The organism is Cronobacter sp. JZ38 (assembly GCF_008932145.1).
In the GTDB taxonomy this organism is placed as follows: Bacteria; Pseudomonadota; Gammaproteobacteria; order Enterobacterales; family Enterobacteriaceae; genus Cronobacter; species Cronobacter muytjensii.
The window spans coordinates 320,110-333,032 of the sequence record NZ_CP017662.1 but is presented as its reverse complement, the minus strand read 5'-3'; the positions used below and the strand labels follow the sequence as shown (position 1 = coordinate 333,032).

The window sequence follows — 12,923 nt, the reverse complement described above, 5'->3', positions numbered from 1 at the left end:
ACCAATCAATCTCATCAATTAAACGCCGTCATTTATTTTTAAAATAAATAAAAGCAGCTACTCCTCCGAAAAACAAGTTTCGATGCGCAGGTTATACATTAATAAACAATCCCATCAAGATAAAAAAGAGAAAAACACATTCAAGAAAATAATATATTTACTTTTTAAGGGGCGCTACGTTACAGGCGGAGTTTGACTAATTTTACGGGCCCATACTATGATCGAAACAGCCTGGTAATCGTAGAGCTGAGCAAGACGAAGTTTGTCATCTGGATTAAATAACTCACGTACAGGGCAGTCGTTATTCAATTACAGGACTCCATGATGAAAAAATTACTGTTAATCGTTGCAGTAGGCAGCGTACTGGCTTCTGCTACAGCTACTGCCGCGGATGATATTCCAGCAACACTAAATATTAGTGGTTCAGTACAGGACAGTACCGGCAGTTGCGCTATAGAGTTGAGCCGATCACTCGTGCATTTACCAAATCAGGATGTTGCCTCTTTACCTGAACAGGGCACTTTCCTCCCGGATGCTGTTGCTCGTGATGCGGTATCTGCCATGTTGACAGGTAGCAACTGCAGTGGTGTTGCGCTTAATTTCATAGGTAATGCTGCCGGAGATGGCTCTGCGCTTAGTAACGCCGATGAAGGGAGTGCCGCTGCCAAAGGTGTTGGCGTAGGTATTTATGATGCAGCAGGCGAAATTATTACGCCGAACGTCAGCTCTCGATATGTCATGCCGGGTGTTAGCAGCTATCCTTTCCACCTGGCGATGGTAAAGCTAAAAAATCAATCCCCCGCTCCCGGTTCAGTGCAAAGCTCATTGACAATTCAAATTGACCGCATGTAAACAGCACAGGCAATACAGTATTGTGCCGTGTTTGTGCAGCAGCAGGATGTCGTAATGAGAGAGTTAACGTTAATTTCCCATAAGGTATAAAAATTCCACTATTATAATTTCCCTTGCGCTGGAATGAAAATTACGGAAAATATCAATAAACCTAACGCCGCTTGCTAATAAAGCGTAAAACAACATTGGAGCATCCCATGTTGTACTTATGCACTGTATGGAAAGTGTACGGTTGTTTATAACGTTTTTCGTAAAGCCAGCGCAAGAGGGCGCGTTACTCTTTTATGTAGAAGTGGAATTTAAACACAAAGTAAATGGTGTTAGTTCAGTACGATTGTTATTAACGGAACAAAATAAAAGGCTCTACTTTTATTTTTATAAACATATACCTGTGAGTTAAATCTTTGATGATGCAATCCACAGGTCTCTCTCAATTTTTATGGATTGAAAATGAAAAAACTGCTGCTGACAACTTTTTTAACTGCGGCTTTCTGGTCAGGAATGTCCAGTGCTGCATTAACCTTAAATGCTGATCGACTGATTTACAATGAAAAAGATGGAGACGCATCTGTTACTGTTCATAGTAATGAAGAGCGAGCCTATCTTATTCAATCGTGGCTGGATGCTGGCGACAGCACGGTTAAAAAAAACCTGCCGTTTGTTGTAACGCCTCCTTTATTTCGCTTAGCGCCTAAAAGCGATAACGTTATACGCATTGTTTATCTGGGCAACGGTTTACCTGCTGACCGTGAGAGCTTGTTCTGGTTGGACGTCAAAGGCGTACCTGGTTTAAATGATGAAGAGTCGAAAGTTGAAAACCGTATGGTGCTGGCGATTAACAACCGCATTAAATTCTTCTTCCGTCCTGAAGGTCTGAAGGGCGATCCGGGTGATGCGGTTAAAAACCTGAGCTGGTCCGTTTCAGGTAATACAGCAAAAGTTGATAATACTTCAGCGTTTTACGTGGTTTTGGACAATATATCTGTAGATAAAGAGTCGATACCGGTTTCCGTTATTGACAATAATACGGTTATCCCACCTTTTGGAAACAAGACTTACCACCTTAAACACACCCCAGCTGCCGGCGCAAATGTCGAGTGGAGTGCTGTTAACGATTTTGGCGTTGCATCCAAAAAATTTACACAACGTCTCAAATAAAAGGGCGTTATGTGCAGCACAAGGATTAAGTGGCTTGCCGCTTTTGTAGCAACGGCAATATTTTCCAGGTCAGTATTAGCAAGTGAATATTTTGACCCGGGCCTGTTACAAGCAGTGAATGGTAACGCAGCTATTAGCGATACCAGCTTGCTGAGCCAAGGTTATCAACCGCCCGGGACTTACCGGGTACACATTAGTGTAAATGGCAGTGTAGCCATGGTCAGTAGCATTCGGTTTGAGTTGAATAAAGAGAAGCAACTTGTTCCATGCCTCTCTTTTAAAACTTATCAGAAGCTGGGGGTGGATATGAGCAAAGTGGATTCCAAAGCACAGGATAATGAAGTTAAAAACACCTGTGAACCGATGGAAGAACAATTGCCGGGTACAAAAACCAGTTTTGATTTCTCAAAAATGGCGCTTGAGATTGCTATCCCCCAAACGGTACTACGTGATGAATCGCTCATGGGCATTCCGGAGGAGGAATGGGACGATGGTATTCCTGCGCTGACCACAATGTACCAACTTTCCGGGCAGCAATATTTATCGCGTAATGACGGCGTTTCAAACTCAGTCTTCGCTAACCTGACTAATGGCGTAAACATAGGACGCTGGCGTTATCGTAATAACTCAACGGTCAGTAATGAGGAAAGCTGGAAGAGCATCAGTAATTATGTTGAAACAGCTATCCACACCTTAAAAGGTGAATTGACTCTGGGCGATGACAGCACAACTGGAGATGTATTTGATAGCTTACTAATTCGAGGTGTACAGCTAAGTTCGGATGATGACATGATCCCGGATCAGCTTACAGGCTTTGCGCCGATTATTCGTGGTATTGCTAAAAGTAATGCGCGTGTAACGGTGCGCGAAAACGGTAACGTTGTTTATCAACGTTCTGTGCCGCCTGGGCCTTTTGTGATTAGCGATCTATCGTCGGTTTCAAATGGCGGAAAACTTGAAGTCGTCGTGACTGAAGCTGACGGCTCTGAGTCACGCAGCACTGTTGCCTATTCCAGCGTCCCACAGCTTCTGCGTACCTGGCAGGTAAAATATAACCTGGCCGTAGGCCACTATCTTTCGTCTTCCGAATCCGGAAATAAAAAACCGGAAATTCTGCAGGCGTCTCTGTCCTGGGGCTTACCGCTTAATACTACTGTGTATGGCGGTAGTCAGTACCATGAAAAATATAAAGCGTTCAGCCTGGGTTTGGGTTTTGATTTTAAGAGCCTGGGCGGTATTGCCGTGGATGTTACGCGTAGCAGAGCGCGCCGTGAAAATACGCCGGAATATACAGGCGACATGGTACGCCTGACTTATCGTAACGATATCCCGGAAACGGATACCCAGATACAACTGGACAGCCGCTATTACCTGCATGACTACTTGTCATTCAGCGACTGGGCAGATTCTGAAACGTTATTTGACGACAAACGCACACGGCGTGAGTACAACCTGACGGTTAACCAGTCGGTAACGGATGCGCATAGTTTCTTTACCACACTGAACCGTAGCGAGAATAAAGATAATTCTGTATCCCGGATGTGGCAGGTTGGCTGGAACGGTTCATACAAAATGCTCAGTTTTTCGCTGGCTTACAGCATGACGCGTAACGAAGGCGATCCGCAATGGGATAAACAGCTGGCGCTGACGCTTTCGCTGCCACTTAGCGAAGTATTCCCGCGCGCTCAGCCAATGGTGAACTATACGGCGACATCAGGTTTGCAGGGCGACTTGTCGAATCAGGTAGGCATCACCGGTAAAGTAGGCGATCGCCAGGATCTGAGCTGGAATACACAACTTTCTTATGCCTCGCAGCATGAGCAGAGTGATACCCAGAGCGGTTCGGCAGGCATCGACTACCAGGGCCAGTATGGCGAGATGAACGTAACCTATAACGCTGATGAAAATCAGTACGTTACCTGGAACGCATCGGGCAGCCTTGTCGCTCATCGTCATGGTATTACCGCTGGCCGTTACTCAAATAACAGCATGGCACTGGTTGCCATTCCAGACACACCAAATGTCGCGCTGGAAGGTGGTCAAAATATCATGACCGATTCGCGAGGTTATGCGCTGGTACCAGATTTACGTGCCTATCACCGCAACTCATTAAGTATCGATACGCGGGCCAGTAAAGAGGTTGATTTTACCAGTACTTCTACTCAGGTCGTGCCAACGAAGGACGCCATTGTAATGGCCCAGTTTGTGGCGATAAGTGGTCGTAAAGCTGTGCTTACCGTTAAATACAACGGTAACTATCTGCCATTTGGTGCGCGCGCGCGCATCGAAGGTAGTGACGAAACTTATTATGTTGGTGACGCAGGTCAGGTGTATTTGAATACCGCGCCCGATAAAGGCGTCGTTCGTTTTACCTGGGGTGATAAGAAACAGTGCACAGCGCCCCTGGAATTACCGGCGAAAAGTGGTGCCAAACTACCGGTCGCCTTATTGAATATCGAGTGCCATTAATGACGATGAAAAAGACAATTTCTCGCTTTGCTAAGGCAGCGATTCTGGCGGCGCTTTTTCATAGCGACCTGACCATGGCGGCAGGGTGCCAAACAGAAAAACGAACCGAGCCGCTTAATTTAACCGTACCGGTTACGGTACAGTTGCCAGCACGTATTGCAACGGAGCCAACCGGCACTGTGCTCTACAGAAAAGAAGCATCCCTGGCACAATTAACCGGCTCGCATCGTGCTATTACCAGCGAATGCCGCGAACAAATCCGTAAGGTATTGAACGGAAGGATAACGGCTTCCCGGAGCGGTTTTAATACATTCTCCACAACCCTGACTGGTTTAGGGCTGCGTCTGACGGTGATTTATGACAAACCAGGCGCTACGCGCAAAGAATGGGTATTACCTTTCAGCGCACCGATTGCTGATTTATCGCACGCCGCTATCACAACCGATGATATTAAGCTTCGCATCGAGGCGGTAAAAACAGGTGAAATCCAGAGTGGTACGCTGAATCTTCGACTGCCGTCGCTGTTATTCCTGAATGATAACTCGCTGGTAGTGAATATGGCGGTAAAAGTATTAGCGGCAAAGGCACACTGTGCTATTCAGGTGTTAAACCCACAGATTGATTTGCCGCCTATTGATGCAACCGCACTGGAAAACAACGGAGCCAGAAAAAGTCATCCTGTAAACGTTAATTTATTATGCCTGAATACTATAAAAGCCAGCATTAATATTGAAGGCGCGAATGATCCAAAACTGCCGTCGGTATTTAAAAATGTAGCTCCAGAAAACCCATCGTCAGGCGTAGGGATAGAAATGCTTTATAACAGCAGCGTGCTATTTCCTGGGAAACCGATGGAAATCCTGTTTCCACAGAAGCAAAGTGGGTTTGATTTACCTCTTTTCGTACGATATGCCAGAACGGGCGAAAAAATCACGAAGGGAAACGTTAAAGCACAAATAACGTTGCACATCAATTACCTTTAAATAATTTTTAAGGAAAAAGAAATATGGAAGTGTAATTACCCTCCTATATAAATAGGATATTGCGCTTCGCCTATTTCACATTCAAGGAAAATATAAGGATATTTATTATGAAAAAGACTGTTTTAGGTTTAGCTATTTCTACACTGTTTATGGTTGGCGCAGCTCAGGCAACAATAAATCCAAATGATGTTTCTGCCACCCTGGCTGTTACTGGTAGCGTTACCGCAACCGAGTCTACGTGCTCTGTAACCCTGTCGGATGCAACAGTAAACCTGACCGAAGATATTTCTACAATGGTTGAAGCTGGGCAAAAACCTAACACGCTGAAAGGCGTTAATTTAAGTGTCAGCGGTGATAATAACTGCACTGATATGCTGGCTCAAGGCAAGCTGGGTTATAAATTCATCGGTACCCCTGACAACGTCGATGGCACTACCCTTGCAAACAGTGCCAGCCAGGAAACAGCTGCAAAAGGTGTTGGCATCGGGATTTACAACATGACTGGCGAAGCGATGAGTATTAATGAAGATACTGTAACTGCAACCACTTCGGCTTACACACTTCAACTGGGCCTGGTGAAGCTGGCAGGCCAGGAACCAACCGTAGGCGCCGTTCAGGGCTCTCTGACCGTTCAGATCGAACGTCTGTAAGCATAACTCAAGCCTTCATGGTTTCATGGAGGCTTTTTGCTTTACATAAGGATAGTGAAAATGAAAAAAGCATTAATGGCATTGGTGCTCTCTTCTTTATTCGCCACTGGCGCTGCCTGTGCTGAAGATAATTCAGCCTCGCTGCAGATTAGTGGCGCCGTTATGAAAGGTAATTCTGACTGCTATATTTATGTTGAATCCTCTGTCTCTCTGACTGGTCAAACTGACCAGCTTATTACGCAAGGGACCAACGCTACCGCACCCAAAAATTTACCTATATCTATCGGTAATGTGGGCGGCTTTTGCCCGGCGCCAGAAAAACTTTCTATCCAATTGCATGCCGTTGCGGATGATGCTGATGGTACGGTAATCGCTAATAATGATGTAAGCGAAAATGGCGCCAAAGGCGTTGGTATCGGTGTGTTTGATAAAAATAAAACACCGCTGAATATCAATGGCGGCGTGATCCCTGTTAACGGGGCGATCGGTGAAATTAATCTCCAACTGGTTAAATTAAATGGGCAAACTCCGACTGAAGGAGGCGTCCATGGCACCCTGACCCTCGATCTTGTGCGTCTGTAAGTCGGTGTCCTACAGGATTAATTCACTTTTATCCAATTTATATATAAAGGGATATTAAAATGAAAAAAGCGATACTTGGTTTATTACTTTCTTCTTGTTTCGTTGTCAGCGCAACGCACGCCGAAGATCGCTCCGCTGTGGTAGATATTAGCGGTGTGTTAAGCGCGCCAAGCGAAGGGGATTGTACAGTTTTTCCTTCAACCACCTCCATCGCACTTGACGATTCAATCGATAAACTCCCGTTACAGGGTAGCAGTGCAGCTCATCTCAAAAGCACTTTTACCGTGACGGTTGGCGGTGATCTGACTTGCATCGATAAAATTGAATCGGGTCGGGTCGGGATTAAATTCACGGGCGCGGTTGATAATGCCAATGGAACAGTGCTTGCCAATATGGCTACCAGCGAAGGCGCTGCGAAAGGTGTAGGGGTTGGTCTCTATAACCCTGACGGCAGTCCGCTCAATATTACTACTTACCGTCCAATTATAAATCCTACTACGCCAATTGGTCTGGGCTTACAAATAGTGCAGCTTGATGGCCAGATGCCGGAAGCAGGCAGTATTCAAAGTGCCATGACAATTGAGGTCGTGCGCCTCTGAAATAAAAACCGACTAAGTAAGCTTATCAGTTTTTTTGAATGAGAAAACTATTATGAAAAAAATGGCATTAAGCCTCGCTCTGGGTGCTACGCTTATTGCCGGTTCAATCCCGGCAGAAGCGCAGGACGACGGGCACGATATGGTTATCTACGGCCGGCTGCAAACCGCTGCAAGCGGCTGCACCGTATTAATGAGTAAATATGTACTCACTCTTCATCATGATGATGAAGCCTTACCTGTTCAGGGGAGCAATATTAACCCTTTCGATGCAGACGATCATGTTTATGTACAATTGGGTGGAAAAAACTGCGATGCCGATGAAGGCTATAAAAATATTGGCCTGAAATTCCTTGGGACTGCGGATAGCATTGAAGGAAACACTCTGGCGAATACGGATACAAGCAGTACTGCCGCACAGGGCGTTGGTATTCAACTCACCGATATGAAACATAATCTTATTACACCCAATGTGACGGTTGCAACTTTCCCGAGTGCAGATGAGAACGGAAAGGCAACCGATTTATCGGCTTCTTTCCCACTCTACCTCTCACTGGTGAACCTGAAAGGCCAGGAAGCTACGCCTGGTAATATTCAGACCAACCTGACAGTGCAGATCGAACGTCTTTAAAGCACGGTTTGGATTACTCAGTTAATCCAGGTTCTCTATCACTTATTAATAAGGATATAATAAATGAAAAAAGTATTATCAGGTCTGATAAGCGCGACGTTGCTTATGGCCAGCGCAGCACAGGCTACAGATATCGCCGCGAATATCGCAATTTCAGGCACGCTGAGACCGGCTGAGTTTTCCTGCAGCGTGGCGCTGAGCGAAAGCTCTGTTTCTATTCTGGAAAACTCAGATACGCTGATTAAGCAGGGTGATAATGCCACTTCCCCCGTTATTGTTCGTGCCAGCGTTTATGGCGGAGCCGAATGCGACAAACTGGTTGAAGAAGGTAAAATTGCCTATAAATTCACCGGCGCTGCCGATGATGCTGATGGCACTGTGCTCACAAACTCTCTTAATGATGAAACGGCGGCAAAAGGCGTCGGGATCGGCATTTTTAACGAGCAGAATGAGCTTGTACCAGTAAATACAGGTCGAATTTCTGCGCAAGGAGGAGGCACCTTTGGCCTGCAAATGGTGCAGTTAAAAAATCAAGAGGCGGTTGCGGGTAATATTAACAGTACAGTTACGGTACAAATTGAAAGACTGTAAACACACTATGCCTGTCTCTGACAGGCATTTTTTTACTGAGGATAGCCGGGCAAACAGGTTATTAACCCCAGCCGAAATTATAGTTTTTTACAACAAGCGTTGTTATCGGTGCGTAATAAAAAACCACCTTATCTGTTAGCTATAACCTGGCCACCAACTGATTTATATTCCCATAAATAAAACGCGCAATCTCTTTTTTATAGAATTGAAACTGAAAAACAGGCAATTAACAAGGAGGTGGCTGGCATAACTAAGCAGAGTGGCATTTGTTATTTTTTTCATCCATTTTTAAGGTGAGTAAAATGAAAAACAAACTTGTCGGTTTCGCGTTAATATCGTTTATTACTCTAAGTACGGCACATGCTGAAGATTCGAGTGCTGTCCTTTCTGTATCAGGGACAGTGACCTCAAGCACGACAGCGTGTCAGGTCACATTGAATAAAAGCAGCGTCAATCTTACTTCTGATATCAGTAATATGATTAAACAAGGGGATAAATCCACCTCTGTTACCCTACTTTCAATGTCGGTTCAGGGTGTAGATAATAACTCCACCTGCGCCCAAAACCTTTGGGATGGCAAAGTGGCGGTCAGGTTCATTGGCACACACGATAATGCTGACGGCACTACATTTGCTAATACCACCACCGGCGAAGACGCCGCCCGTGGTGTCGGTATCGGTTTCTTTGAAACTAACAACACGCCTATTGATATTAATCAGCCCTATTTGCTGGGTGACAGATCTAACGTTGCTGTGAAATATTTAGGGTTACAGCTCGTTAAACTAAATGGTCAGACGGCGACACAAGGCAAAGTAACAGGTGATGTAACTTTCCAGATTGAACGGCTTTAATCAGCGCGGTACGCCCATCATTAAGGTGGGCGTTTTTGATGCTATGCATTTATGCAAACCATAAAGGTAGTCATAAACCGCAGGCTCAGCGTTGCGAAAAGCCATTTCACCACACACGCCCCCAGGCTTTAACCATTTTACCTCATCCCCCCAGCCATAATCCCTGCTATGAATGGATCATGCCAGTAGCCAGCCAGGTTTACGTCAGACAAAACCCTTTTTAATGTTTTTAATGATAGTGGCCTTAACCATGCAATCGTTTGCTTTTAGCAGGCAGTCCGATAAAATGTCCGCTTTGCCACCGTGGGAATGCCGTTAATGTCCGTTAATACTCTGGAATCTGAGAAAGCGCAATCGGTTGCGCCCGCTCACAACAGTGAACTAATTTATCGTCTGGAAGACAGACCGCCATTGCCGCAAACGCTGTTCGCCGCCTGCCAGCATTTGCTGGCGATGTTCGTGGCGGTCATCACACCCGCGCTGTTGATTTGCCAGGCCCTCGGCTTACCGGCACAGGACACGCAGCATATCATCAGCATGTCGCTCTTCGCCTCCGGCGTGGCATCGATTATTCAGATTAAAGCCTGGGGGCCGGTGGGCTCCGGGCTGCTGTCCATTCAGGGCACCAGCTTTAACTTCGTCGCCCCGCTGATTATGGGCGGCACCGCTCTGAAAACCGGCGGAGCCGACGTACCGACGATGATGGCTGCGTTATTCGGCACACTCATGCTGGCAAGCTGCACTGAAATGGTCATCTCCCGTGTCCTGCATCTGGCGCGCCGTATTATTACACCGCTGGTGTCGGGCGTAGTGGTGATGATCATTGGTCTGTCGCTGATCCAGGTCGGTCTGACGTCCATCGGTGGCGGCTATGCGGCGATGAGCGATCACACCTTCGGCGCACCGAAAAACCTGCTGCTGGCAGGCACGGTGCTGGCGGTAATCATTTTGCTCAATCGTCAGCGCAACCCGTACCTGCGCGTCGCGTCTCTGGTGATCGCCATGGCCGTGGGCTATTTGCTGGCGTGGGGCATGGATATGCTGCCTGCGAACAGCACGCCCGCCAACAATGCGCTGATTATGGTGCCAACGCCGCTCTACTATGGCCTCGGCATCGACTGGAGTCTCCTGGTGCCGCTGATGCTGGTCTTTATGATCACCTCGCTGGAAACTATCGGTGATATCACGGCCACCTCTGACGTGTCCGAACAGCCTGTCTCCGGCCCGCTGTATATGAAACGCCTCAAGGGCGGCGTGCTGGCGAACGGCCTGAACTCATTTGTCTCCGCCGTGTTTAACACCTTCCCGAACTCCTGTTTCGGGCAGAACAACGGCGTCATCCAGCTCACCGGCGTTGCCAGCCGCTATGTCGGTTTTGTAGTGGCGCTGATGCTGATTGTGCTGGGCCTGTTCCCGGCGGTCAGCGGTTTTGTGCAGCATATTCCGGAGCCGGTGCTGGGCGGTGCGACCATCGTGATGTTCGGCACCATCGCCGCGTCCGGCGTGCGTATCGTCTCCCGCGAGCCGTTAAACCGCCGGGCTATCATGATTATCGCGCTGTCGCTGGCGGTCGGTCTTGGCGTCTCGCAGCAGCCCCTGATCCTGCAATTTGCCCCGGACTGGGTGAAAAACCTGCTCTCCTCCGGTATCGCCGCGGGCGGCATCACCGCCATTGTGCTGAATCTGATTTTTCCGCCGGAAAAACAGACCGACGCCTGATCCCTTGCCGATGGCGGCGCCCCGCCGCCATCGCAGACACCTTCGTTGACAATCCCCGCCTTGAGCAATTCGCCTGAATAGTGCATAAATCCATCATCGGAAGTTCACAGGATGGAAGACAATGAAATTTCTCGGAAAGCTCATCATTGCGCTGATCGTTGCCGTTCTGCTGATTCTGCTCGCGCTGTACGCGCTGTTGCAAACGCGCTGGGGCGCGGGCTGGCTCACCGGCTGGGTGAACCAGCACAGCGGCTATCACATCACCTTTGATGAAATGGACCACAGCTTTTCCGCGCCTTCGCATCTGGTGCTGAAAAACGTCACGTTCGGGCGCAGCGGGCAGCCCGCCACGCTGGTGGCGCAAAAGGTGGATATCGGCCTGAGCAGCCGTCAGGTCACCGAGCCAATGCATGTCGATACCATTTTGCTCTATAAGGGCACGCTGAATTTATCGCCGTCCACCGCACCGCTACCCTTTCGCGCCGACCGCCTCCAGCTAAGCGATATGGCGTTTAACAGCCCGAAAACGGGCTGGGATCTCAGCGCGCAGCGCGTGAATGGCGGTATCAGTCCGTGGCTGCCTGAAGCCGGGAAAATTCTTGGCAGCAAAGCGGACATCGCACTGAGCGCAGGCTCGCTGACGCTCAACGGCATGCCCGCCAGCAATGTGCTGGTGCAGGGCGAAATCAATAATAATGAAGTGGCTATCACCAATCTCGGTGCCGATATCGCTCGCGGCGCGCTCACCGGCAACGCCCGACGTCTGGCCAACGGCGGCTGGATAGTGGATACCCTGCGCTTGAGCGAAATCCGCCTGCAAACCGATAAATCGGTCAGCGATTTTTTAAAACCGCTGACGACGCTGCCCTCGCTGGCGCTGGGACGTGTCGATATCACCGACGCGCGGCTCGAAGGGCCCGGTTGGGCAGCGACCGATCTGGATATCAGCCTGCGTAACCTGACGCTTGCCAACGGCAGCTGGCAGAGCGACGAGGGGCGGGTGTCGATGAACGCCAGCGAAGTGGTTTATGGCTCGCTGCATTTTCTCGATCCTATCGTTAACGCCGATCTGTCAGCGCAGGGCGTGGCGCTGCGTCAGTTCAGCTCGCGCTGGGAGGGCGGCATGGTGAGAACGTCCGGCAACTGGCTGCGTGCAGGCAACGCGCTGACGCTTGACGAGCTGGCGCTGGCCGGGCTGGAATACACGCTGCCCGCCGACTGGAAAAAACGCTGGCAGGAGAAATTACCCGCGTGGCTACAGACCGTGACGGTGAAAAAGCTCTCTGGCAGCCGCAACCTGATTATCGATATCGATCCGCAGTGGCCCTTTCAGCTCACTGCGCTGGACGCATGGGGCAATAATCTGCAACTGGCGCGTAACGGTGAATGGGGGATCTGGGGCGGCAACGTCACGCTGAACGCCGCCGCCGCGACGTTTAACCGCGTTGACGTGCGCCGTCCGTCACTGACGCTGAATGCGAACCCGTCCACCATTGCGATTAGCGAGCTGAGCGCCTTTGCAGGCCAGGGGATGTTGCAGGCCACCGCGACGATCTCTCAGTTGCCGCAGCGTATGACGACGCTCAGTCTGAATGGCCGCGCAGTGCCGGTAAACGTTTTGCATCAATGGGGATGGCCGCAGCTACCGCTGGAGGGTGACGGTAATATCCAGCTTACCGCAAGCGGCAGCCTGGCCGCAGATGCGCCGCTGCGCCCGAGCGTCAACGGCCAGCTCCAGGCGACAGGCGCCAACGGGCAGCAGGTGCAGCAAACGATGCAAAACGGCGTCGTGCCCGGGACGTAATGCCGTGGTAAAACGGGCAGGTGCGCTTCATGACCTG

12 protein-coding genes are annotated in these 12,923 nt (G+C 49.1%); all 12 read left to right on the top strand.

Going from position 1 to position 12,923, the window contains the following annotated elements; translation table 11 throughout:
* Positions 1-321 precede the first annotated feature (321 nt).
* The 12 genes from BJP61_RS01510 (at position 322) to BJP61_RS01455 (ending at position 12,886) form a co-directional block, all read left to right on the top strand.
* Entirely contained in the window at positions 322-852 is a 531-nt protein-coding gene (locus tag BJP61_RS01510; protein WP_171997702.1) for a fimbrial protein, read from the top strand.
* A 450-nt stretch (positions 853-1,302) separates the two neighbouring features.
* Entirely contained in the window at positions 1,303-2,010 is a 708-nt protein-coding gene (locus tag BJP61_RS01505; protein ID WP_161580118.1) for a molecular chaperone, read from the top strand.
* A 9-nt stretch (positions 2,011-2,019) separates the two neighbouring features.
* The gene (locus BJP61_RS01500) at positions 2,020-4,479 is read left to right on the top strand and encodes a fimbria/pilus outer membrane usher protein (protein WP_161581964.1); all 2,460 of its coding nucleotides are present in this window, start codon (positions 2,020-2,022) and stop codon (positions 4,477-4,479) included.
* A gap of 5 nt (positions 4,480-4,484) precedes the next feature.
* Complete coding sequence (locus tag BJP61_RS01495; protein ID WP_255485449.1) at positions 4,485-5,462, top strand: fimbrial protein; 978 nt, start codon at positions 4,485-4,487, stop codon at positions 5,460-5,462.
* A gap of 107 nt (positions 5,463-5,569) precedes the next feature.
* Entirely contained in the window at positions 5,570-6,112 is a 543-nt protein-coding gene (locus BJP61_RS01490; protein WP_171997698.1) for a fimbrial protein, read from the top strand.
* Positions 6,113-6,172: 60 nt separating this feature from the next.
* Positions 6,173-6,694 (top strand): fimbrial protein, encoded by a 522-nt coding sequence (locus BJP61_RS01485; protein ID WP_161580122.1) that lies wholly within the window; start codon positions 6,173-6,175, stop codon positions 6,692-6,694.
* 59 nt (positions 6,695-6,753) lie between these two features.
* A complete protein-coding gene (locus BJP61_RS01480) occupies positions 6,754-7,293 on the top strand; it encodes a fimbrial protein (protein ID WP_161580123.1) in 540 nt (179 codons plus the stop codon).
* A gap of 52 nt (positions 7,294-7,345) precedes the next feature.
* A complete protein-coding gene (locus BJP61_RS01475) occupies positions 7,346-7,921 on the top strand; it encodes a fimbrial protein (protein WP_171997696.1) in 576 nt (191 codons plus the stop codon).
* A gap of 63 nt (positions 7,922-7,984) precedes the next feature.
* A complete protein-coding gene (locus BJP61_RS01470; protein WP_171997694.1) occupies positions 7,985-8,512 on the top strand; it encodes a fimbrial protein in 528 nt (175 codons plus the stop codon).
* Between the two features lie 302 nt (positions 8,513-8,814).
* A complete protein-coding gene (locus tag BJP61_RS01465; RefSeq protein ID WP_161581969.1) occupies positions 8,815-9,363 on the top strand; it encodes a fimbrial protein in 549 nt (182 codons plus the stop codon).
* Positions 9,364-9,681: 318 nt separating this feature from the next.
* On the top strand, positions 9,682-11,082 hold the full coding sequence (gene xanP / locus BJP61_RS01460; protein ID WP_171997692.1) for a xanthine/proton symporter XanP: 1,401 nt from the start codon (positions 9,682-9,684) through the stop codon (positions 11,080-11,082).
* Positions 11,083-11,203: 121 nt separating this feature from the next.
* Positions 11,204-12,886, top strand: a complete 1,683-nt coding sequence (locus BJP61_RS01455) for an AsmA family protein (protein ID WP_171997690.1) — start codon at positions 11,204-11,206, stop codon at positions 12,884-12,886.
* Positions 12,887-12,923: the final 37 nt, after the last annotated feature.

What these genes read in the sequence shown, in the direction of transcription:
- BJP61_RS01475 (WP_171997696.1), top strand. Translation starts at nt 7,346, where the DNA reads ATGAAAAAAATGGCATTAAGCCTCGCTCTGGGTGCTACGCTTATTGCC.
- BJP61_RS01470 (WP_171997694.1), top strand. Translation starts at nt 7,985, where the DNA reads ATGAAAAAAGTATTATCAGGTCTGATAAGCGCGACGTTGCTTATGGCC.
- BJP61_RS01505 (WP_161580118.1), top strand. Translation starts at nt 1,303, where the DNA reads ATGAAAAAACTGCTGCTGACAACTTTTTTAACTGCGGCTTTCTGGTCA.
- BJP61_RS01490 (WP_171997698.1), top strand. Translation starts at nt 5,570, where the DNA reads ATGAAAAAGACTGTTTTAGGTTTAGCTATTTCTACACTGTTTATGGTT.
- BJP61_RS01485 (WP_161580122.1), top strand. Translation starts at nt 6,173, where the DNA reads ATGAAAAAAGCATTAATGGCATTGGTGCTCTCTTCTTTATTCGCCACT.
- BJP61_RS01510 (WP_171997702.1), top strand. Translation starts at nt 322, where the DNA reads ATGATGAAAAAATTACTGTTAATCGTTGCAGTAGGCAGCGTACTGGCT.
- xanP (WP_171997692.1), top strand. Translation starts at nt 9,682, where the DNA reads ATGTCCGTTAATACTCTGGAATCTGAGAAAGCGCAATCGGTTGCGCCC.
- BJP61_RS01465 (WP_161581969.1), top strand. Translation starts at nt 8,815, where the DNA reads ATGAAAAACAAACTTGTCGGTTTCGCGTTAATATCGTTTATTACTCTA.
- BJP61_RS01495 (WP_255485449.1), top strand. Translation starts at nt 4,485, where the DNA reads ATGAAAAAGACAATTTCTCGCTTTGCTAAGGCAGCGATTCTGGCGGCG.
- BJP61_RS01500 (WP_161581964.1), top strand. Translation starts at nt 2,020, where the DNA reads ATGTGCAGCACAAGGATTAAGTGGCTTGCCGCTTTTGTAGCAACGGCA.
- BJP61_RS01455 (WP_171997690.1), top strand. Translation starts at nt 11,204, where the DNA reads ATGAAATTTCTCGGAAAGCTCATCATTGCGCTGATCGTTGCCGTTCTG.
- BJP61_RS01480 (WP_161580123.1), top strand. Translation starts at nt 6,754, where the DNA reads ATGAAAAAAGCGATACTTGGTTTATTACTTTCTTCTTGTTTCGTTGTC.